The sequence below is a fragment of the Pedobacter sp. 01N310 genome, assembly GCF_056399805.1.
In genome coordinates, this window is sequence record NZ_JBFTSB010000001.1 from 779,019 (window position 1) to 802,284 (window position 23,266).

The window sequence follows — 23,266 nt, forward strand, 5'->3', positions numbered from 1 at the left end:
GAACTTTTAGTGATTGAAGTTGGAGATGCGTTATTTGGCTAAAAAATGTAGACCTAGTATTTTAATTCAAAACAGTAAACTGTTTCTCTATCTTTTCTAGGGAAATTTGTTCTATTTGTCTTGGAAGGGTTCTAAAACAGGTTCCTTCTTTGGGCAGGGTTGTCATCATATGCCTCAGATAGAAGTCATCAGGAACATGGAATACACTTGTTTGTGCGGGGTCTGCCTCTTCGTCTACATGACAACAAAGCAGCGGTAAATGGGCTGGTATAGCCACACCTGCGGCAACGGGTCTAATGGCCATGCTTAAATTGGGCGGTGAGCCATGGACTGCTCTCGTATTCATGAATAACACTTGTCCAGCCTTCATAGGAATGTAATGCATGTGCCTGGCTTCAATAGTGTCTACCCATTCGGTATAAGGTAGCATGGTAGGTGAACGGTAAAGATTTTTTAAGCGATGGCTTCCAGGCAAAACGCCAAGGCAGCCATTGGTTTTATCTACGTCAACGAGCGGGCACCAGATACTAAGTCCTGTGTGATTTTCTTCTTCTACAAAAGTGGGATCCTGATGCAGCGGGAACTTACCATATTCTGAGTCTGCGCGCTTGGCCACGAAGCTTCCTAAAACAAATTTATATTCATTTAGTGCAGGAAGCAGGCTCCGTTCAAAAACCGGTAAGATATTTTGATGGATGAAACGCCGCATTTCAATATCCTGAAGTACCACAGAAGCAACAAAATCGAATGTATGTTGCACCTCCACAGTTGTAAAAACCGACTTTAAGTCTGCTATATCTTTTGTGCTAAGAAGATCCAAAACCAAATATCCCTGCTCCTGGAAAGTTGCATTATATTTTTGGTCAACGAATACATTTTGTACCATAATTTATTGGATTAAAAAAATGAAAATCACATCCAGTTATATATAACGCTGCTGTTGTGTGGTGCTTTCGTTGGAATAATTTTCGAAAGTACCCGCATAATAGTTGCAGTCGTAATGATGGACCTCTTATCTTCGTAGTATGTTCCCGAAGGATTGTTCCAGGGCTCGTAACAGAAGTTATCTGTCACGCGGAGATTTGCCGAACCATACCACTGCCCATTCTCTGCCTGCCAGTTGAGCAAGGTGCGAAGATGAGCGCCTATTTTTTCATCAGCATAACCTCTGATGCATTCAATGCCGATATAACAGGCAAGATCAAAAGCATTGTCTATCTGAATAGAAGATACATCATATTCATAAGTATCCAGCGGTTCCTGTAGGCCCAAGCGATCCAGTACTTCCAACGTTATGAATGTACTGTAATAGGGGTTTCGCCACCAGTAGGAACGCCAAAAGCCGTTGTCCATCCGGTGGGTGTGTAAAGCTTTTTGAAACGGATCAAGAAACGTGGTCCTATCTTCCGCAGACATTCCGTGATAACCCCAGGGAGTAACATCCCAATGACCTGTGGCCCATGCATCAGGTTCGGTATAAGTGGCAATACAGTCATCTTCCCGCCAGTGTTCCCGGAAAAATAAACGGTCAGCCGCTGCAACGGGAAGTGCAAGTTCATCGAATAATGCAACAGCCATTGCAGTTGAGTCTGCATCAGGTCCTGTCATGGCATTGAATCCCCACCCGGAATTATAACTTCTTTTTTCGGCTAGCCAGCTGGCAGCTTTGATTGCAGCATTAATAGCGTCGTTATTGCCGCTTTTTTTTCCATACTGGGCCAGCGCCTGTGCTGCGTATGCGGTAACCCATTGGTCTGATGTACCTACAGGCAAGTGATAATCGTCCCAGCTGCCATTTTCGTTTTGAACCGATAGGAGGTACCGCATCGAATCTTTGAGCGCTCCCCATATTTCATCTGATTCCGGCATGCCGTTTTGTACATCATGCTTTAGGTATAGATTCAACCTTGGTTTTTGATCCGTGGTTAGTCCAAACCCAATGAAAGCTATCTGGTATTCCTGACAGTTCAGCATCATGCCGGTATCTACAGGCGTAAGTAAAAATCGCGTTGTTAATTGGCTAATAATCGATGACCACTCGTCAGAAGTATATCTGAGGCAATGGCCACACAGGTCTGCTTTTACATCGGCATGAGCTCCGGTCAGGAGATTAAAGCCAATACTCATCACCAACCCATTCAAATCTGTTTTATATTTTTCCGTTGCAATGGCAAGGAAATCTTTCATTTCCTGCGATGAAAACAGGTCGATCCCTAAATGCTGAAAGTCTGTAGTCTCGCGCATCCGGAAGTAGATCTTCGCCCTTGAATTTTCAAGTGTGCTTCCTTCCAATCCCGCACTTGCAACAATACAGTGTTCCTTTAATTTATTTATTATGGTTATTGCATCATTGGCCGAAGGTAAAATTGCTTTGAGCCAGGTGGTTACAGTATTCCATCCTTTTTCCTGGCTAAGGGGTGCCATTTCCAGGTAGAAAGCAATTCCAGCCTGTTGCGGGCTTGTGCCAATCCATACAAATCCTTGTTTGTAAATGTTGCGGTCATCTTTATTTTTTGGCAATAATATTTCAATCGTCTTTTCAGCAATCTCTTTCAAATCACTGCTTTCGCTGCTGTCAATAGCATGCCTAAGTGTTTTGATGGATGAATGATAACGTGATTCAGTGGCAGTATGAAATGCGCCTGGATCGCCAATAACGCGGAGCGATGTTCCCTTGCCGGAAGTTGTAAGGCAAAGCTGCAATGGTGAACCGTCGTTGTTCAGGCATGAAGCACCGGTAATAAAATCTTCAGTACCAGAATCAGAATCAAGAAGCTGGTAACAGCTATCTGTTAAAGAGTTAGCCGTAGGTTGGAGTCGCTCAGCAAGCGAAATAAGCCGTTGAACTTTTTGGCCGAGGCGTACACTACGAATCATATAAGTTTTAAGGTTGAGAAGACAGGATAAATTAGATTTTGGTTTAGGAGCTTATAAACCCCACAGCTGATTTGAACATCAGCAGCGGGGTTTGAATAGTTTAAATTGCGATTGCAAACGAAGAATGTTACAATCGTAAATTATGAATTAACCACCTGGTTGAATATTGATCTGTGGAGTCTGACCCGTATTGCTGCCTGTTGAACCGGATGTGCCATTTGAACCAGTATTTCCTGGTGTTCCGTTTGCGCCACCTGATGAGCCGCCAGTACCGGCTGTGCCGCCTGTGCCGCCAACACCGCCGCTGCCTCCATTACCAGGAAGACCAGCTATAGGATGGCCAATAAGCTGAGAGCCAGCATCCAGACTTCCGTAAGTGATATTGATCACATTACCATTACCGCCATTGCCACCATTAGCTCCGTTTCCTCCGGCTCCACCGTTACCGCCGTTACCGCCGTTATAGCCACCACGGGAATAAGCTCCTGAACTGGAGCMATTACCACCATTGCCACCATTACCGCCGCTTCCACCATTACCACCGCTTCCGCCATCGCCACCATTGCCGCCTCCGCCTACAACAGAGAAAGTACCGGTAACTTTACCAATGTACATGGTAGTAGCGGGAGAATCGCCGCCGTTGCCGCCAACACTGGCATTACCACCATTACCAGCAATGGCACCACTAGTACCATTGGAACCGTCGTTACATCCGGAAGCCCAGTTGCAACTTGCGTTCTGACCAGCAACGCCATTCTGGCCGCTTCCGCCTGGCTGGCCATTTGTGCCCGCTGTACCTGGTGCACCAAGAATGTTGATGTCGCCGGTGGCTTGTTGCGCAGCTAATACTTTCGCAGCATTAGTAGTTGATTTGATTAGGACAGCAATAGAAATTTTACCTGTTGTCTGGACAAAAATTTGTCCGCCAGGTAAAACGGTTACTGTTCCGAACTGATTGTTAGTGTCCGTGATGTACAGCGGATTTGACGGACTTACTGTCACGTCTAATGGGGTAGAATTTGATGAGGTTGACATAGAAGGTTTTTTAGAGGGTTAAAAATTTAGTAGAAAAGAATTGTAAGATAATATCCAAACAAATTGTAATATTAATGTATAATCTAATGTAATACTATAGTTATTTTGTTGTATAAAATTAATATATTTATATTTTAATTTCCTAATATTTAATTGTTTTTTTTTAAAATTAATGCTGATGATTTCGATGATAATTAGTAAAAACAGCCCATTGAACGAATCTTGGCAGTATTTCTATGAAAAATAATTATCGAAGTTTTCTTTCCATCGCGTCTTTTGTGGATAGATTTTGTTAAACTACACGCTCTTTGCTTTGAGCGTTAGCTCTTGCTAACCTGTTAATGCTAAGGATTATATAACTTGAACTCAATTAACAATCTGRCTTTTAGCGCTATTCTTTAGGTGGTTTAGTATTAGTGTCAGGGTCTTAATAGCAGGAAGATGCTGACCACGTAGTATCTACAAGACGATCGAGTAAGATAAAGCAACTGTAAACACCACCCCATTTTATTTAAAAAATCTAGTTTGTAGAATTTGGCAGTGTTTTCACCAATGCACACCGAACAGGCGATTGTGATGTAAAGAATGATCAACCCGAAAAGACAAATGCAGGATTATTTTTATGGAATCGTCCAGGATGAAGTAGAAGGAAAGTCTCGACAAATCTTCAAGGCCATTAGGCTGTTACCATTTCTTTTCTTAAAATAACCTTAATTCCGCGTTTGTAAAGAAAAGTCCCGTTTGCCCGTTAATTTTGATAATTCCATCCAAGCAGCCATAATTTTAGTATATTAGGATAATCAAAAGGGATGGTACCCCAAATCAATCCATCTGATTAAAAATTCCCCAAAAAAAATATTCTAAAGTCCACCTTTACGCCACATTTACTCCACGTTTAGGCCACCTTCCGGCCAGGCTTGCTTGCATACTGCTTCGCACATGCTTCGGTTGAGTTGTAGCCCTGGTGTAGATCAGGTAGGTCAAAGGTTTGCGTCGCTTAAGATCAGCGAGTTCACAATAGCTAAATGAAAGGTAAAGAGAAAGTTATCGTGAGGTATTGTTGGTCTGGAGCTGTGTCGGAGCAGCCTGAGTGAAGGGGCAATAAAACGGCTTTGGGATTATTCAAATTATCGAGGTATTTGATGATCCTCCCGACATTATCTCGAATACTTTTGTATTCGATTTTATCAATTGCCTGCTGTATCGATTAACCCGGTCGCGAGCAGTATTGTTTTTTTTAAATGTTATGTATTAAACGTTAGCCCTTTCTTAATACCGAGTCGGAACTGTGGTATAATGCTTTTGAATGCTACTTTATTTTTTCACGGTGGTTTAATCCCCAATCAACCAATGTTTCGGTGACCGGGAAAACACTTAGCCCATATTCTGTCATTGCATAATTCACGGTAATAGGCCTGGTTTCCATAACCGTTCGGGTAACGAGGAGGTTTATTTCAAGTTCCCTCAACTCTTTGGAAAGCATTTTTGCAGATATACCCTCAACCTCACGCTGGATCTTCTTAAATGTGTTTTTTTCATCTATATGATTGTTAAGATATCGCATAATCCGTAGCTTCCACTTGCCGCCAAGTATTTCCAGGCTATCCCGGATAGCCGCCAGCTCCTGCTCGCAGGTCGCTTCCCGTTTGATTGGTGTTTCCATATTTGATAGTTAACAAAAGGTAACCGGTAACCATTAGTTAACCGATAACAAACTTAAAGTTTTGTGTCCTAATTTTGAAATCATAAAAATGAAAACAAATGAAAAAGAAAGTTGACTATTACGTATTGGATGTTTTTACGGATCAAAAATTTAAAGGAAATCAGTTGTCTGTAGTTTATACTGAGGAACAATTGGAACTGGAACAATATTATGACATCGCCAGGGAGTTTGGATATTCAGAGACTTCTTTTGTAAATTATTCGGTAGCTGAGAAAGTGTTTAGCGTAAGGTCATTTACGCCAGCGAATTTTGAGATTACCGGAGCTGGACATAATCTTTTGGGTGCAGTATGCTTGGCTATCTTAAAAAAATGGGATATTTTCCGCGAACAAAAAGGACAGACCTGGGTGTTAATGGCAAGTGAAAAGATTCCCCTTAAGGTCACTGAGAAGGATGGAATTCCTTACGTTGGCATGAAACAGAGACCTGCTGAAATCATGGTAACGGTACCTGCCAGCATAATTGCCGAAGCCATTGGACTAGGTACCGACGATCTTACCCTTAACGATTGGAATATCAATATTGTAAAAACAGAAGTGGGACACCTGATGGTTCCCATAAAGAATTCGGAATTCTTAAACAAAGCAGTATTGAATAAAAGTCTTTTGAAAGAAGCTTCCTCCAAATTCGGATTTGAAGGTTGCTATCTTTTTACTACTGAACATGGCAAAAGTGAATTTCTTGCAGAAACACGTTTTTTTAACCCCAGTATTGGTATTGATGAAGATCCTGCTACCGGAACTGCAGCGGGGCCTTTAACCGGTTACCTTGAAAATCTTGGCTATGTGGAAAAAAACCAAAGTTATCGCATCTTACAAGGTGCTCATGTTAGGAGGCCCTCTTTTATTGAGGCAGAAGTAGTTGACGATGGAATTTGGATAAGCGGATCTTCTATAATCGTTATGGAAGGTGTAATGTATTTAGATTGATTCGGACCCGGGGAGCTTTTCGGAAATTGATTTTCCATAGCGGCAGCAAAATGACAAAAAATGCAATTGAGTACCAAAATAATAAATCAATAAAAAACCCTTTTGACGATCTATAATTTAATCTATTAGCAATGCAAAGCCAGCAGGAATAAAACAAAAAAACCTCACATTTCTGTGAGGTTTTTCGTGATCCCGCTGGGATTCGAACCCAGGACCACTACATTAAAAGTGTAATGCTCTACCAGCTGAGCTACGGAATCATTTCCTTTTGTTTAAGGAGGTGCAAATATAGGGATTTATCCTTTTCTTGCAAACATTTTTTGAAAATGTTTTTATTGTTTTTTAGTCTATGTAAAATTGGCGCTTCTAACTGGTTGATTTTAAATTTTGTAAGCCCAAAAACAATTTTAAAATTTATTTTTATTTGAGTAATATTTTCTCAAATCATTGCCTATTCACTCGCTTTTGGGATAAAATTGAGAAAAGACTGAAACTGTGCCTTGTGTTTGTTTTTGTCCAGTTTAAAATAAAAGGCCCCACGGCGCGAACTCGATTTGTCCTTGTCGGCTTGTTTAATTAACAATCCACTGGCCGTAATCTTACGGATAAAGTTCCGGTTATCTATCGGCGAATCGTAAACCTGCTCGTATAAAGCCTGCAATTGCGGTATAGTAAACCGTTTTGGTAAAAGCTCAAATAAAATAGGATGGAGGGCTGCCTGATAGCGGATTTTATCCATAGCGGCCTTAACCATTATATCGTGGTCGAAAATTAATTCGGGAACTTCTTTTAGCTTAAACCACTCGGCATGGTACTGGTCATTGATCTGTTTACTATATTTATTTATATCGATCAGTGCAAAGTAGACTACCGAAACCGTACGTTCGATAGGATCCCGATCTGGACTGCCATAAGCATGAAGTTGCTCCAGGTAAACATCGTGTAATCCTGTTAATTCCAATAAAATTCTTTTGGCGGCACCATCAAGATCTTCATGTTCACCGATAAAACCACCCATTAAACTCCACTTATCTTTTACGGGTTCTATTGCCCTTTTTATTACCAAAAGTTTTAGCTGATCGCCGTCATAACCAAAAATAATGCAGTCTACTGCAACAAGAACAGGTTTTTGATTTAAATATTTTCCCATGTTAAAATAGCGTATTTAATTTAGCATCGTTATAATCTGTAATATAACCCAAGATATTCGGATAACCTTCAAATTCTTCGATAGTATGTGTTGTGGTTAATACAATGCAAGGCATACCTGCATTTAAAGCCGATTCTACGCCCTTTGGTGCGTCTTCGAAAACCAGGCAATCTGCCGGTGTTATATTTAATGCTGCCGCTGCCTTTATAAAAGTTTCTGGATCTGGTTTACTTGTTTTTACGTCATCTGCACTCACTATTGCATCCAAATAACGACGGATATTCAATCCATCTACTACAAAATCTATATTAAAAGGTATCGCAGCAGATCCGATCGCCATAGGAATGTTAGCCTCTTTTGTGCGTTCCAAAAAATGATCGAGTCCATCAATCAGTGCTAAATGGGGCATGTAGCCTTCCTGATAACGCTTTTCTTTATCAATAGAAAGGCGTTCTATTTCTTCAGCGTTAAATTTATCTTTTCCGAAAACGCGTTCTAAAACTTCGTGGTTTTTACCATACATTTCCTTTTTTACGTTTTCGTAATCAAGTTTGGCACCTAAATCTTCTGTCATGATGCTGTACCAGGCTAAGGTATGGTATTCCATATCGTTAATCATAGTGCCGTTCAAATCAAAAAGAAAAGCCTTTGGCTTGAAATTTAAATTATGCATATGGCTGCTAAATTATGTGATTTTTTTTACTGTTGAGAATCCTCACCGATATTATGAAAAAATAAGTATAATCGTTACTTTAACGTTAATAATTTTTTCCTACATTAGCCTTAACCAAAAATAAATCAATATGAAGCCGTATCTAATTTTGTGTGCAATTGCAGGTCTGCTTCCTCAAATTTTTAATCCATGAAAAAAATATTTCTTAAGGCTTTGCCCTTCGCTACATTGTGTTTAGCTGTAGCTTTTACTTCTTGTAACCAAAAATCGGATAAAGGGACACAAACAACCGAGCAAACTGATTCGTTAAAATATACCACTACTATTGATGGGAAAAGTGTGAAGCTTTATACTTTAAAAAATAAACAAGGTGCTTCAGTTTCCATTACCAATTATGGCGGGAGGGTAGTATCACTTTTGGTACCCGATAAAAATAACAAGTTAACTGATGTGGTTTTGGGTTACGATAGCGTAGGTTCGTACCGCAAAAAAGGTGAGCCATTTTTTGGTGCATTAATTGGCAGATACGGAAACCGCATTGGTAAAGGTAAATTTACGCTGGATGGGAAAGAATATGATTTACAGCTTAATGATGGTGTTAATACCCTCCACGGTGGTACAGATGGCTTTTTCTCGAAAGTTTGGGATGCTAAACAATTAGATGGACAAAAATTAGAGTTGAGTTATGTTTCAAATGACGGCGAAGCAGGTTATCCAGGGAAATTAGATGTTAAGGTAACTTATACCTTAACTGATGATAATGCTTTGCAGATTGATTATTTAGCTACTACTGATAAAACGACTGTGGTAAATTTAACCAATCATGCTTATTTCAACCTAAATGGAGAGGGAAACAATACGATTTTAGATCACGAATTAACGATTGATGCAAATGCCTACACACCAGTAGACTCTACGCTTATTCCAACAGGTAAATTGCAGCCTGTAGCTGGAACAGCATTTGATTTCAACAAAGCGAAAACCATCGGAAAATCGATCGAAGAAAATGATCAGCAGTTAAAGTTCGGCAAAGGTTACGATCATAATTTTGTATTGACCCATCATGATGGCAAAACGGCTATTGCAACCGTTAAAAGTCCTGTTACAGGAATAACAATGGAAGTTTATACCACCGAGCCAGGCTTACAGTTTTATAGCGGCAACTTTTTAACAGGCGCTGATAAAGACGGTAAAGGTGGGAAATCATATCCTCACCGTTCAGCTTTCTGCTTAGAAACACAACATTTTCCTGATGCGCCAAATCATGCAAATTTTGCATCAACAGTGCTTAAACCGGGCGAAACATATAAAACGAGTACTACTTATAAGTTTTTGAAATAACGTTAACGGGTTGCATCATAAATATAGAATTGTCATCCTGAGCTTGTCGAAGGACCTATCATAATGCCGTTACGGCGTTTCGACAGGCTCAACGTGACAAATTTCTAGAGAAACTATGTTTATGATACAACCTCTTATTTTACTCCAAATTCGGCTTTAAGGGTTTAATAACCGATCAGGAAATTGTGTGATTTTCTCAATGGTTAATTGTTGCATGATCTGGTATAAGTGAGTTTTGAACATATTGATGGTATGATCGCCTCCTTCATTACCTAAAGCGCCAACTCCATACATAAAAGGCCGGCCCATAAAGTTGAATTCAGATCCAACGGCATGTGCTCTTGCTAAATCAACACCTGAACGGATACCGCCATCTAACATGATCTTCAATTTTGATTTGTATAGTGGATTGTTCGCCAATTTGATCAGTGAATTGATTGAGGATTCGCCTGCATCAATTTGTCTGCCGCCATGATTGGAAACAATCACACCATCGGCACCGATTTGGATAGCAGCCTGCATATCTTCATCAGTCGCGATTCCCTTCAATACTAAAGGTCCTTTCCAAAGATCACGAATGGCAGAAACCTTTTCAATATCAACCTTACCGGTAAATGTTTTGTTCATGAACTGTCCAAGTTGCGACATATCCATTCCTTTTTCCATGTAAGGCTTTAAGGTAGCAAACGATGGAATTCCATGTTGTAGGGTTTTAATTCCCCATAACGGACGGGCAAAAGCCTGCAGGATATTATTGACTGACATTTTTGGTGGAATGGATAAGCCGCTCTTGATTTCTTTATATCGTAAACCAAATGCAGGCACATCTACCAGCACAACCAATACCGGGCATTCAACGCCTTTTAAGCGATTTAAGATGTCATCCCTCAGGCTATTCTCCGTAGGGTGGTACAATTGAAACCATGCTTTTCCTTCAGATACTTCGGCAATTCGTTCGATACTACTGGTGGATACGGTGCTTAATGTATAAGGAATATCGGCTTTAGCGGCGGCCTTAGCTAAAATTTCGGGAGCATTAGGCCACATCAAACCTTGCAAACCAATAGGAGATACCCCAAATGGAGCACTGTAACGACGGCCAAATAATTCGACCGACATGTCGATATCTCCACCAACGCGTAAGTAATTCGGTTTAAGGTAGATATTGTCGAAGTCGCTCTCATTTCTCGATAAATTAAGCCCCTCATTACAACCACCCTCCAGGTAGTCAAAAGCAAATTTAGGAATCCTTGACTTTGCCTTTTTTCTTAAGTCGGCTACAGAAGGGAATTGAGGATTGTAAGGGAATGTAATCTTTTTACTCATATTTAATATTGTATTGGTCAGATCTATTTCAAAAAGCGAAAACTAATATTTTATATTATAATTCCCGTCCTGCTCTATCTGCTTTTTTTAATTCTAGTTAAGGATTTTTGCGTAGGGTTTTGATGTGTCATTCTGAACGAAGTGAAGAATCCTTTGCAAATAAATCACCATCAAAAAGATCCTTCATTGCATTCAGGATGACAAATAGGTCAAAATTATGTTGTTAAACTCCGTAAAACGCAGTTGCATTATCATTAAAAATCAATTTCTGTTCTGCTGAGGAAAATTGTTGCGCATACTTATAAACTAAATTAAACCAATCCTGATACGGTCTGCTGAGCAGCATTACCGGCCAATCGCTACCGTACATTACCCTTTCAGGACCAAAATGTTCGAATACCACATCAAAGCAATTAAAAAGCTCTTTTTCTGTCCAGTTTTTCCAGTCTGCTTCAGTAAGTAAACCGGATACCTTGCAAAGTACATTTGGATTTGAAGCCAATACTTTAATATTTTCAGACCAAGATTTTATCTCCTGACTTTTAACATCCGGTTTGCCACAATGATCCAATACAAATGGTTGATCGGGGATTTGATCAACCATTTGTATGATAGCTGCTAATTGATCGTGATAGCACAATAAATCGTAAGTGTAATTGTATTTTTTTAAAAGATTAACGCCAGCAATAAACTTTTTATTCAGGATAAAATCTGCGTTTTCAGCTTGTAAAATATGTCGCCAGCCCTTAATCTTCTTGAAATTACTCCAATAAGTTAAACGTTCGTCTAAATTCGGATCGAGTAAATCTACCCATCCAACAATCCCTTTTACAATTTCATTTTGCGCTGCCAGCGATAACAAAAACTGGTTTTCCTCTTCCGATTGGCTAGCCTGCACAGCTATACATCCCGTGATTTGATGATCGTTATAAACCCCTATAAGATCTTTCGGAGAAAAATCATTACGGATGGCAAACATATCTTCATTTATCCAGCTATCTCTAACCGGATCGAAATTCCAAAAATGTACGTGTGTATCAATCATAAAAAAAGCAATTTAAAGTTTAAAGATCTGATCCATCAAGATCCATTTTTCTCCTGGTTTCGAACCTGGTAGTGCCTGCTGGAATTTCCACATCAAATTTTCCCATTCCTGCACTTTTGGATTGGCTAAATCGGCTTTCGATTTTTCCTCAAAAGAAAAGCTTTCATTCACTTCCATAATCATAAATAGCCTGTTTCCTAATAAATAGATTTCCAGATCATCAATTCCAGAAGAAATAATACTTTCTTTAATTTCAGGCCAAATCGATTGATGATACTGCTTATACGCTTCTATAAGCTTTTCATCGTTTACAAGATCGAGTGTTAAACAGTATCTTTTCATATTAGTTTCCGCTGTAGGCTTTAACAGTTTGCTTGCTCGAGCCTAAGCCATCAATACCCAATTCTACCACATCACCAGCTTTTAAATACCAAGGTTCAGGTTTTTGACCTAAACCTACGCCTGCCGGTGTTCCCGTCGTAATTACATCTCCTGGTAAAAGTGTCATAAACTGGCTGATGTAAGCAATCATAAACGGAACATTAAAAATCAGGTTTGAGGTATTACCATCCTGCAGGGTTTTTCCGTTTACCGTTAACCAAAGGCGAAGATTGTGCACATCGGCAATTTCATCCTGGGTAGCAATAAATGGTCCGATAGGTGCGAAGGTATCGCAGCTTTTTCCCTTTACCCATTGTCCGTTTCTTTCAATCTGGAACTCGCGCTCGCTATAATCGTTATGCAAAACATAACCAGCAATGTGGTCTAAAGCATTTTCTTCAGCAACATAGCTCGCTTTTTTACCAATCACAATGGCCAATTCCACTTCCCAGTCGGTTTTTTTACTGTTTTTTGGAATAATCAGGTCATCGTTAGGTCCAACAATTGCTGAAGTAGCTTTGAAAAACAAAATGGGCTCTGAAGGGATAGGAGCATTGGTTTCTGCTGCGTGGTCTTTATAGTTTAAGCCCACACAGATAATTTTTGAAGGACGGGCTAAAGCAGGACCAAGGCGTACACCTTTATCAACCTGTGGTAAATCAGCCGATGCAATAGCAGCCTTTAATTGCGCTAAACCATCACCACCAAAAAATTCTTCATTATAATCTCTAACCAATGCAGAAACATCGAAATAATTATCGTTTATAATTACCCCAGGTTTTTCAGCTCCGGTTTCGCCAAATCGTATTAATTTCATTATAAAATGCTTTATTGTATTTGAAAATATTTATTAATTGTTTAAGGTAGTAAATCCACCGTCAATTGGGTAATCGCAGCCTGTAATAAATGAAGCTTCATCGCTACATAGGTATAAAGCCAGGGCACCAACCTCTTCTGGTTTGGCCATTCTGCCGATAGGCTGCGTTTTAGAAAGTTTTTCGAACATTTCAGGGATATTATCCGGGTAGTTTTTCTGTAAGAAACCATCCACGAAGGGCGTATGAACCCGTGCAGGCGAAATAGAGTTACACCTGATGTTTTCACCAATATAATCTTTCGCCACACTCATGGTAATTGCTTTTACCGCACCTTTTGCCGCACTATAAACAAAACGATCTGGAAGACCAACTAATGCCGCAATTGAGGCCATATTGATAATTACACCTCCGCCAGACAAACGGATTTGTGGGACAGCTGCATGCAAACAGTTATAAACACCTTTTACGTTTACGCGCATAACACGGTCAAAATCAGCTTCTTCTGTAGTATCAGCTTTGCCAATATGTGCAATACCTGCGTTATTAATCAGGATATTGATATTTCCGATCTGCTTAAAAACTTCGTGAACTGCATTATGGTCTGAAACATCACATCCATAACTGAATGCTGATCCACCATTTGTTTTAATTTCATCTAAAGTATCCTGGGCGTGTTCAGTCCCCAGTTCGATGATGTGCACCTCAGCGCCCTGTTTAGCTAAAATAGTTGCAATAGCTCTTCCTATGCCGCTTCCCCCGCCTGTAACTACGGCTTTTTTGTTTTTTAGTGAAAACATGTATATGATTATAAATTATAATTGATTAGAATACGAATACAAATAAAATAAATATTCTTGATTAAAAATTTTATCTTCTTGCCTAAATATTAACAGATATTGTCATATGTTATTCCGGCTATTCCAATAGCCTTACCTTGCATAAATTTTACAAAGCCATTCGGTATTATTACTTATATTTGAATAATATATTTATATTTAAATATAGTATTAACCAAATATCACATAAAAAACCTGTTAAAATAGGTTTTGTTATTAGAGCCAATTTGAATGAGAAATTTTCTGATTTTTATTTCCTGTTATTTTTTAGCTGTACCATTTTCTAACGCTACTGAGCGCGCGCAAAAAACAATTGTAATTTCTACAGAAAATCATATTCGTGTGCGTTTTGGCGCAGAAAAATTGTTAAAAGCTTTAGTTAAATTAAATTATTCGACCAAAATCGAACAAAAGAATAAACTTACCGCAAATAACAATGTTATTGCAATTGGTGTGTTTTCTGATAAACTTTTTATCAATCACCTTCCGCTAGAAATCAAGAATAAAATCTCAGTTGCTAAAAAAGAAGGCTTTCATATCTACACGGGGAAAAACGGGCTGCTTTATGTAATTGGCAACGATGCATCCGGTGCTTTATATGGCTGTATAGAATTGGCCGATCAGATCAGCAGCACGGGTAAATTACCTATACGGATAGCACTTTCCGATCAACCTGAAATGGTATTAAGAGGTACCTGTATCGGTCTGCAGAAACCAGATTACCTGCCAGGCCATGATGTTTATGAATATCCTTATACCCCTGAAACTTTCCCCTGGCTTTATGATAAAGCTTTATGGATTAAGTACCTGGATATGATGGTCGAAAACCGCTATAACTCACTTTATCTATGGAATGGGCACCCTTTTTCGTCGCTACTGCGCTTAAAAGATTATCCTTATGCAGTAGAGGTAGATGATGCTACTTTAAAAAAGAACGAAGAAATCTTCCAGTTTTTAACGAAAGAAGCTGACAAACGTGGCATTTGGGTGATCCAGATGTTTTATAATATTATTATTCCTAAACCATTTGCAGATAAACATGGCCTGAAAACACAAGATCGGAACCGTCCGATTATTCCTTTAATTGCCGATTATACCCGAAAATCGATTTCATCCTTTGTAGAGAAGTACCCAAACGTTGGTTTAATGGTGGCTTTGGGTGAGGCAATGGAGGGTGTTGGTCAAGATGATATTGATTGGTTTACCAAAACGATTATTCCCGGGGTGAAAGATGGATTAAAAGCAGCCGGCATTAAGGAAGAACCCCCGATTGTACTGCGTGCACATGATACCGACGCACCAAGTGTGATGAAAGCAGCGCTGCCCTTTTATAAAAATCTATATACCGAAAATAAGTTTAATGGTGAGGCTTTAACTACTTATACCCCGCGTGGGGCATGGGCAGATCTAAACAGGAAATTAGCTGCTATTGGTACGATCAATATCTCTAACGTGCATATTTTAGCCAATTTAGAGCCTTTTCGCTACGGTTCGGCAGACTTTATCCAGAAATCAGTTCAGGCGATGAACAAGATTTATGGTGCAAAAGGCTTGCATTTATATCCTCAAGCCAGCTATTGGGATTGGCCTTATTCGGCTGATGAGGTAAAAGGAAGGTTATTGGAGGTAGACCGCGATTGGATCTGGTACAAGGAATGGGCAAGATATTCGTGGAATTCGCAGAGAGACCGTAGTGAAGAAATTAACTATTGGGGAAATGAGCTGGCTAATAAATATGGTGCTAATTTAACTGGAGGTAAAGCTATTCTGAATGCCTATGAAGAATCGGGTGAGATATCACCCAAACTTTTGCGCAGGTATGGCATTACCGATGGTAACCGACAAACGTTAACCCTGGGCATGCTGATGACTCAGCTCATTAATCCGTTCCGTTATGGGTTGTTTACATTAATGTACGAATCGGAAGCCCCAGAAGGCGAAATGATTATCGAATACGCCGAAAAAGAATGGAAGAAACAAGGCCATATTGGTGAAACCCCGGTTCAGGTGGCACGCGAAGTGGTTGAACATGGCAAAAAAGCCATTCAATCTATTAATGAGGCTGCACCCAGTATAACAAAAGATACTGCAGAGTTTAAGCGGCTTAGAAATGATATCTATTGTTATGATGAAATGGCTAATTTTTATGCTGAGAAAGTTAAGGCAGCCCTGTGGATATTGCGGTATAAAAATTCGAACCAGGTAGCTGATTTAGAGCAGGCATTGCCTTTTCTCCAAAAAAGCGTAGATCATTATGCTAAACTGGTTAAATTGACTGAACACAGTTACCTGTATGCCAATAGTATGCAAACCAAACAGCGGAAAATCCCGATGCGTGGTGTGGATAAAACCTTTATCCATTGGAAAGAGATGCTACCGGTTTTCGCCAAAGAGCTCAATCATTTTAAAAGAAGTATCGATTCTCTGAAATCAATAAAACAGGGAACGGTAACTGCAATTGTGCCTTACAAAGCTGCTGATGTTAAAGTCTTAAATGAAACAGAAAGTTATGTGATAGCCAAAGATGCACCACTTTTCGCAGATACTGCAATTAAGATTAAAGAAGTTGCAGCGCAGTTGGTGGGTTTAAGGGGGATTAAGCTGACAAAGGAAAAGCAAATTAAAATTGGAACAGAAATTAGATTCAGCACCAAAGCACCTGTAAAATTGCTGATAGGCTTTTTTAATCAGAAAGATCCTCAATATCTTGCTCCTCCACAGCTGGAAACAGATGCGAGTGCCAATAACTATGGTCAGTCTGAAATCAAGATATCGAATGCATTGGTGCCTTATGGTTTTCCACCGGTAAATGTTCATGCTTATTCTTTCCCTGCAGGAACACATACTTTAAATTTAGGTAAAGGGGCCTGCCTGGTTTTAGGGTTTATTGATGACAAACAGGAACTGCGGATTTTTAATGCAGGTTTAGATGGTAGAGGAAAAGACATCGATTGGTTATTTGAATAATGATGAATACAATAAATTTAATTGCAACAGCAGCATTGTCGGTATTGACAATCACAGGCTTTGCACAACAGAAATCAATTCTGGGTACCGAAAAGCTGAAGAAATATGTTACTTATTTCAATTCTATCGACACCGAGGCGGTAAAAAACCATGTGCCCAATGCCGAAGCCTTTACATGGTTAGCTGAGCAGGTACCTTTATTCGAATGCCCAGATTCGGTATTGGAGCAAAACTATTATTACCGCTGGTGGACTTACCGCAAACACCTGGTTAAAACGCCTGATGGTTTTATATTCACTGAATTTATCGAACCGGTTAAACATGCAGGGAAATATAATTCCATTAGCTGCGCATTAGGTCACCATATTTACGAGGGCAGGTGGTTAAAGGATAATAGCTATTTAAAAGATTACATCAAATTCTGGCTTTACCATGCCGATGTTGGCCAAACGAAACAACGTTTCCATCAATTTAGCAGCTGGGTTGATGATGCTGTTTATCAGAATTATCTGGTACAACCCGATCAAGAATTTTTGAAGGAAATTTTGCCAGCGCTGGATAAAGATTACGCCAAATGGGAAGCTGAAAGACAGCTTAAAAACGGCCTGTTCTGGCAACATGATGTTAAGGATGGCATGGAAGAATCGATTAGCGGATCGCGAAAAGACCAGAATCAACGACCAACCATAAACAGTTATATGTATGGCAATGCAATGGCTTTGGATAAAATTGCAGTTCTGTTAGGTGATAAAACCTTAGCTGACAAATACAAAAATAAAGCAATTGCGCTTAAAAAACTGGTTCAGGATAGTTTGTGGAATGCTTCTTCTTTGTTTTTTGAAACAAGAAAAGCCAAAGGAGGTTCATCTGATGTTAGAGAGGCCATCGGTTTTACGCCATGGGAATTTAACTTGCCGGATGATCAGTCAAATTATGCAAAAGCCTGGGATCAGTTATTGGATACTGCTGGATTTAAAGCACCCTGGGGCTTAACCACGGCTGAAAGAAGAAACCCAACATTTAGAACAAGGGGAACAGGGCACAGTTGCGAATGGGATGGAGCACTTTGGCCGTTTGCCAGCTCACAAACTTTAAAAGGATTGGCAAATCTACTCACGAATTATAAAAAAAATGGTAAAATGAATGCCGAAGTCTTTTACCGGGAACTGCACCAGTATGCTGCTTCTCATGTCAAAAATGGAAAACCTTACATCGGTGAGTATCAGGATGAAAAAATAGGTGAATGGTTAAAAGGTGATAATCCACGGAGCAGTTTTTACAATCACTCTACATTTAATGATCTAATCATCAACGATCTGATCGGAATAAAACCACGTCAGGATAATGTGCTTGAGATTTTTCCATTAATCCCTAAAAACCAGTGGGATTGGTTCATGTTAGATCAAGTTTCGTATCACCATAAAACGTTAACCATTTTGTGGGATAAAACCGGAAAAAAATACAATAAAGGCAAAGGATTATTGGTATTTGCAGATGGTAAAGAAATTTATAAAGGAAAGGATTTAAAGCCTTTAAAAGTGCAGATGAATTAAAGAATATGGTCGAAGGATATGGGGCATTAGTTCAGTTAAACATCCATTTGAAGTTGCCTATAGATATTTTTAACCTCTCGTCGTCACCCTGAATTTATTTCAGGGTCTCTTTGCATGACAGATGCTGAAATGAATTCAGCATGACGCGACTATTAAATAACGAAAACAAATGAAATACATTTTCAAAAGCTTATTTTTCCTAATTGTAATAGCTAATTGCTTAACTGCAAAAGCCCAGTCTTATTACAACGTAGTTAAATACGGCGCTAAAAACGACAGCAGTAAACTGGCTACAACAGCGATCAAAAATGCGATAGAAGCGGCATCAAAAGCGGGTGGTGGAACCGTTTATTTTCCTGCGGGAAAATACCTAACTGGCTCGATTCATTTAAAAAGTAACATTACTATATTGATTGATGCCGGTGCCGAATTGCATTTCAGCGATAACTTTGACGATTATTTACCCATGGTGAAAAGCCGTTACGAAGGAGTTGATGTAACCAGTTTTTCGCCTTTGTTTTATGCCTATAAAGCAGAGAATATCTCGATTATTGGTAGGGGAATTATCGATGGACATGGCAAAAAATGGTGGGATTTTGTAGAAGGTTATAAGGAAGGGCAAGCGCGATCGAAATGGCAAACCACATTTGATGGCTTGAACAAGGATATTATTTTGCCAGATGATCCTAAGCAGATGAAACGCGGTTTTCTTCGTCCGCCGTTTATACAACCGATGTTCTGTAAAAATGTGCTGATAGATGGGATAACCATCCGCAATTCGCCTTTTTGGACCATAAATCCCGAGTTCTGTGAAAACGTTAAGGTTCATGCCGTTACCATCAACAATCCCCATTCGCCAAATACAGACGGCATTAATCCTGAATCTTGTAAAAATGTGCACATTTCAGATTGCCACATCAGTGTGGGCGATGACTGTATTACCATCAAATCGGGCAAAGATGCGCCTGGACGAAAAATGGCTGTTCCTGCAGAAAATTATGTGATTACAAATTGTACCATGTTATCAGGTCATGGCGGAGTGGTTATCGGCAGTGAAATGTCGGGCAATGTACGTAAAATAGCCATCTCGAACTGTGTCTTCGACGGAACAGATAGGGGAATCCGCATTAAAACAGCCCGTGGCAGGGGTGGTGTGGTTGAAGAAATTAGGGTGAGTAACATCATCATGAAAAACATTAAAGATCAGGCGATTGTGCTCGATATGCAATACGCCAAAACAAATGTAGAGCCCGTTTCTGATCGTACACCGATTTTTAGGAATATCCATTTCAGCAATATCACCGGTCAGGTTAACCAGGCAGGTTATTTAAATGGCTTAGAAGAAATGCCTATCGATAATATTACCTTCAATGATATTAATATGGACGCCAAAACTGGTTTTTCTATTCAAAATTCCAGTAATATTGAGTTTCATAACGTAACCGTGAACACCGAATTAGGTGCATCGATAAAGGCATTAAAGGTGAATAATTTAATTGTTGATGGTTTAAAAAGTAATAAACCTCATGCCAATGCTGCTGTAATTGATATCACCAATGTATCTGATCTGTTTCTGTACAATGCTTTCCCAACGAAAGAAACGGTTACTTATTTGAAATTAAGCGGGGCCGAGACTAAAAATATATTCTTAGGAAATAATAATTTTAGACGTGTGAAAGAGGCTGTTAAAAAAGAAAAAGAAGTAAGCAGTAACATCGAAATTATTTCAGGCGATAAAGGACAATAATATGAGGTTTAAACTTTTATTAAGTACATCATTTTTAATATTGGCGGCTCATTTTTGCAGCTTTGCACAAGAAAACAACCATACGTTATGGTACAATAAAGCTGCAGAAAAGTGGACGGATGCCTTGCCAATCGGAAACGGTAGATTAGGCGCCATGATTTTCGCCGGAGCGGCTGTAGATCATATCCAATTTAACGAGGAAACCGTTTGGACAGGCAAACCAAGGGATTATAACCGGAAAGGAGCTTACCAATATCTGCCTGAGATCAGGAAATTACTTTTTGAAGGAAAACAGGCAGCAGCAGAAGCTTTGGCACAAGAACATTTTATGAGCTTGCAAAGTACATCGGGTGACAGAAAAATTTGGGTAAATGAAATGAAAGCCGGAAAAGGCATTCAAGGCAATCCTGCTTTGGCAAATTTTGATGATCAGCTTTGGAAAACGATTAAAGTGCCTTCCTATGAGGGTTGGGAAACTGTAGGATTGGCCAATCTGGATGGCGCGGTTTGGTTCAGAACCACTTTTGAAGTGCCCGAAAACTGGGTTGGAAAAGATCTTGTACTCGATCTTAATCGCATCCGTGATCAGGATTTTACTTATATAAACGGTGAATTGGTCGGTAATACTGATAATACGGAGCCAAGAAAATATACTATTCCTGTAAAGCTGATTAAAAAGGGTAAAAATGTAATTGCCATTCAGGTACTCAACTACTTCGATAAAGGCGGATTGGCTGGTTATAAAGACACCACAAAAAAGATTGGCATTTATCCTATTGGAAGCAGTGTAGAACAGGGCATCTCCTTACATAAAGAGTGGAAATATAAAATTCAGGACGAAGATCCACCTGCCGTTCCACAATATCAGGGCAGTTATCAGCCTTTTGGTGATTTGAATTTGTATTTCAAGCAGACCAAATCGATTGTATCTAATTACAAAAGATCTTTAGATATCACTACTGCCGTTGCGAAAACCACTTATACTTTAAATGGCGTAAACTATGTGCGTGAGTATTTTGCTAGCCAGCCGAATCAAGCTGTTGTAATCCATTTAACGGCCGATAAAAAGGCATCCATTAGTTTCGATGCTGAACTTTCAAGCGCTCACCGAAAATCGTCCGTAAAAGCTTTAGGGAATAATGTGATTGCCTTATCTGTTCAGGTAAAAGATGGTGCGATTAAGGGAGAGAGTCGATTAACGGCTTTAATCAAAAATGGATCTGTGAAGGTGATGAATGGCAAAATTAGCATCAATCAGGCAGATGAAGTAACACTTTACTTGACGGGCGGAACCAATTTTATCAATGCGCAGGATGTTTCTGGGAACCCTGCAGCCGCCAATGTTAAAGCACTCAATAGTTTAAAAGGTAAACCTTACACCGAAATCAAACAGAAGCACATTAAAGAATATCAAAGCTATTACAACACTTTTAATGTCGATTTTGGCCGTTCGGATAATGAAAACCTTCCTACAGATGAAAGATTAACAAAATTTGCAACTGCAAACGATCCTGCTTTTGCTGCGTTATATATGCAGTATGGAAGATATTTGTTGATTTCCAGCTCCAGGCCTGGTACTCAGCCAGCCAATCTTCAAGGGATTTGGAATGATCTGCTTACACCACCATGGGGAAGCAAGTACACTACCAATATTAACCTCGAAATGAACTACTGGCCGACTGAAATTCTTAATTTATCAGCCTTAAACGAGCCGCTTTTCAACAAAATCAAAGGACTGGCGAAAACCGGAGCTGAAACGGCAAAAGCGTATTACAATGCCCGTGGTTGGGTTTTACACCACAATACCGATTTATGGAACGGTACAGCACCAATTAATGCCTCCAATCATGGTATTTGGGTAAGTGGGGGCGGTTGGTTAAGTGATCATTTATGGGAGCATTATCAATTTAGTAAAGACCGTAAGTTTCTGGAAAGTGAAGCCTATCCTTTAATGAAACAAGCTGCTTTATTTTACGAAGATTTTTTAGTGAAAGACCCGAAAACAGGTTGGTTAATTAGTACACCTTCTAATTCACCGGAAAATGGAGGTTTAGTGGCTGGCCCAACAATGGACCACCAGATTATCAGATCGCTTTTCAGAAATTGTATAACAGCAGCCGAAACGCTTAATGTAGATGCCGAATTCAGAAAATCGCTAGCAGAAAAAGTTAAACAGCTGGCGCCAAACCAGATTGGTAAATACGGACAGTTACAAGAATGGTTAACCGATGTAGATGATACCGCAAGTAAACACCGCCATGTTTCTCATTTGTGGGGCGTTTATCCTGGAAATGACATCACCTGGGATAGTAATGAAAAGATGATGCAAGCGGCAAAACAGTCTTTGTTGTACCGCGGAGATGACGCTACAGGCTGGAGTTTAGCCTGGAAAATCAATTTCTGGGCGAGGTTTAAAGATGGCGATCATGCCATGAAACTGGTTAAAATGTTAATGAAGCCAGCCAATAATGGCGCAGGTTCTTATGTGAATCTTTTTGATGCACACCCGCCTTTCCAGATAGATGGAAACTTTGGTGGTGCAGCCGGAATTGCCGAAATGGTTGTGCAAAGTCACCAGGGCTATCTGGATATTTTACCCGCATTGCCAACGGCAATTCCAAACGGAGAAATTAAAGGGCTTCTGGCCCGAGGAGGTTTCGAACTGGATTTAACCTGGGATAAAGGTTTACTAACCTCACTTACCATAAAATCTAAAACAGGAGGAAACTGTAAAATCCGCTACAAAAACAATAATGCAACGTTCGAAACTAAAGCTGGTGAAAGTTATAAGTTGAATGGAGATTTGAAAGCGAGATGAATCAACTTACGAAATCTAAAAGGACTGAGCGGGAGAAGATTTCGTCA

17 protein-coding genes and 1 tRNA gene are annotated in these 23,266 nt (G+C 39.7%); 6 read left to right on the top strand and 12 right to left on the bottom strand.

All coding sequences use genetic code 11. From position 1 onward, the window contains the following. Positions 1–61: 61 nt before the first annotated feature. From AC1DNH_RS02905 to AC1DNH_RS02920, 4 genes are all read right to left on the bottom strand, one after another. Positions 62–886, bottom strand: a complete 825-nt coding sequence (locus tag AC1DNH_RS02905; protein WP_477609687.1) for a phytanoyl-CoA dioxygenase family protein — start codon at positions 884–886, stop codon at positions 62–64. A gap of 26 nt (positions 887–912) precedes the next feature. Beyond that, on the bottom strand, positions 913–2,877 hold the full coding sequence (locus AC1DNH_RS02910; protein WP_477625146.1) for a hypothetical protein: 1,965 nt from the start codon (positions 2,875–2,877) through the stop codon (positions 913–915). Between the two features lie 147 nt (positions 2,878–3,024). Beyond that, a complete protein-coding gene (locus AC1DNH_RS02915; RefSeq protein WP_477625147.1) occupies positions 3,025–3,912 on the bottom strand; it encodes a hypothetical protein in 888 nt (295 codons plus the stop codon). A gap of 1,309 nt (positions 3,913–5,221) precedes the next feature. Then, entirely contained in the window at positions 5,222–5,575 is a 354-nt protein-coding gene (locus AC1DNH_RS02920; protein WP_029275327.1) for a winged helix-turn-helix transcriptional regulator, read from the bottom strand. 98 nt (positions 5,576–5,673) lie between these two features. Between AC1DNH_RS02920 and AC1DNH_RS02925 the strand changes: the two genes are divergently transcribed. Beyond that, positions 5,674–6,564, top strand: coding sequence for a PhzF family phenazine biosynthesis protein (locus AC1DNH_RS02925; protein WP_477584591.1), 891 nt, complete (start codon positions 5,674–5,676; stop codon positions 6,562–6,564). A gap of 187 nt (positions 6,565–6,751) precedes the next feature. Here the strand turns inward: AC1DNH_RS02925 and AC1DNH_RS02930 are convergent. The 3 genes from AC1DNH_RS02930 to AC1DNH_RS02940 all read right to left on the bottom strand — a co-directional run bounded on the left by AC1DNH_RS02930 (position 6,752) and on the right by AC1DNH_RS02940 (position 8,387). Beyond that, positions 6,752–6,824 (bottom strand) — tRNA-Lys (locus tag AC1DNH_RS02930). Positions 6,825–7,015: 191 nt separating this feature from the next. Beyond that, on the bottom strand, positions 7,016–7,714 hold the full coding sequence (locus AC1DNH_RS02935; RefSeq protein WP_477584590.1) for an NUDIX hydrolase: 699 nt from the start codon (positions 7,712–7,714) through the stop codon (positions 7,016–7,018). Position 7,715: 1 nt separating this feature from the next. After that, positions 7,716–8,387, bottom strand: coding sequence for an HAD family hydrolase (locus AC1DNH_RS02940; protein WP_477625148.1), 672 nt, complete (start codon positions 8,385–8,387; stop codon positions 7,716–7,718). Positions 8,388–8,576: 189 nt separating this feature from the next. Here AC1DNH_RS02940 and AC1DNH_RS02945 point away from each other — a divergent pair, with 189 nt between their 5' ends. Beyond that, positions 8,577–9,728 (top strand): aldose epimerase family protein, encoded by a 1,152-nt coding sequence (locus AC1DNH_RS02945; RefSeq protein ID WP_477625149.1) that lies wholly within the window; start codon positions 8,577–8,579, stop codon positions 9,726–9,728. A gap of 156 nt (positions 9,729–9,884) precedes the next feature. Here AC1DNH_RS02945 and AC1DNH_RS02950 read toward each other — a convergent pair whose 3' ends face one another. The 5 genes from AC1DNH_RS02950 to AC1DNH_RS02970 all read right to left on the bottom strand — a co-directional run bounded on the left by AC1DNH_RS02950 (position 9,885) and on the right by AC1DNH_RS02970 (position 14,095). Next, entirely contained in the window at positions 9,885–11,054 is a 1,170-nt protein-coding gene (locus tag AC1DNH_RS02950; RefSeq protein WP_477584588.1) for an alpha-hydroxy acid oxidase, read from the bottom strand. 223 nt (positions 11,055–11,277) lie between these two features. Further along, entirely contained in the window at positions 11,278–12,099 is an 822-nt protein-coding gene (locus AC1DNH_RS02955) for an amidohydrolase family protein (RefSeq protein ID WP_477625150.1), read from the bottom strand. A gap of 12 nt (positions 12,100–12,111) precedes the next feature. Next, a complete protein-coding gene (locus AC1DNH_RS02960; RefSeq protein ID WP_477608178.1) occupies positions 12,112–12,441 on the bottom strand; it encodes an L-rhamnose mutarotase in 330 nt (109 codons plus the stop codon). Position 12,442: 1 nt separating this feature from the next. Next, positions 12,443–13,297, bottom strand: coding sequence for a fumarylacetoacetate hydrolase family protein (locus AC1DNH_RS02965; RefSeq protein ID WP_477608180.1), 855 nt, complete (start codon positions 13,295–13,297; stop codon positions 12,443–12,445). Positions 13,298–13,330: 33 nt separating this feature from the next. After that, positions 13,331–14,095 carry an SDR family NAD(P)-dependent oxidoreductase gene (locus AC1DNH_RS02970; RefSeq protein ID WP_477583814.1) on the bottom strand — a complete coding sequence of 255 codons (765 nt, stop codon included), beginning with the start codon at positions 14,093–14,095 and terminating at the stop codon, positions 13,331–13,333. A 270-nt stretch (positions 14,096–14,365) separates the two neighbouring features. Between AC1DNH_RS02970 and AC1DNH_RS02975 the strand changes: the two genes are divergently transcribed. From AC1DNH_RS02975 to AC1DNH_RS02990, 4 genes are all read left to right on the top strand, one after another. Continuing rightward, positions 14,366–17,101 carry an alpha-d-galacturonidase gene (locus tag AC1DNH_RS02975; RefSeq protein WP_477583816.1) on the top strand — a complete coding sequence of 912 codons (2,736 nt, stop codon included), beginning with the start codon at positions 14,366–14,368 and terminating at the stop codon, positions 17,099–17,101. Continuing rightward, positions 17,101–18,654, top strand: coding sequence for an MGH1-like glycoside hydrolase domain-containing protein (locus AC1DNH_RS02980; RefSeq protein WP_477625151.1), 1,554 nt, complete (start codon positions 17,101–17,103; stop codon positions 18,652–18,654). The genes AC1DNH_RS02975 and AC1DNH_RS02980 overlap by 1 nt, the downstream gene beginning before the upstream one ends. A gap of 169 nt (positions 18,655–18,823) precedes the next feature. After that, entirely contained in the window at positions 18,824–20,401 is a 1,578-nt protein-coding gene (locus AC1DNH_RS02985; protein ID WP_477608184.1) for a glycoside hydrolase family 28 protein, read from the top strand. Between the two features lies 1 nt (position 20,402). Continuing rightward, positions 20,403–23,219: a glycoside hydrolase family 95 protein gene (locus AC1DNH_RS02990; RefSeq protein WP_477584654.1), complete on the top strand. Its 2,817-nt coding sequence runs from the start codon at positions 20,403–20,405 to the stop codon at positions 23,217–23,219. Positions 23,220–23,266 lie beyond the last annotated feature (47 nt).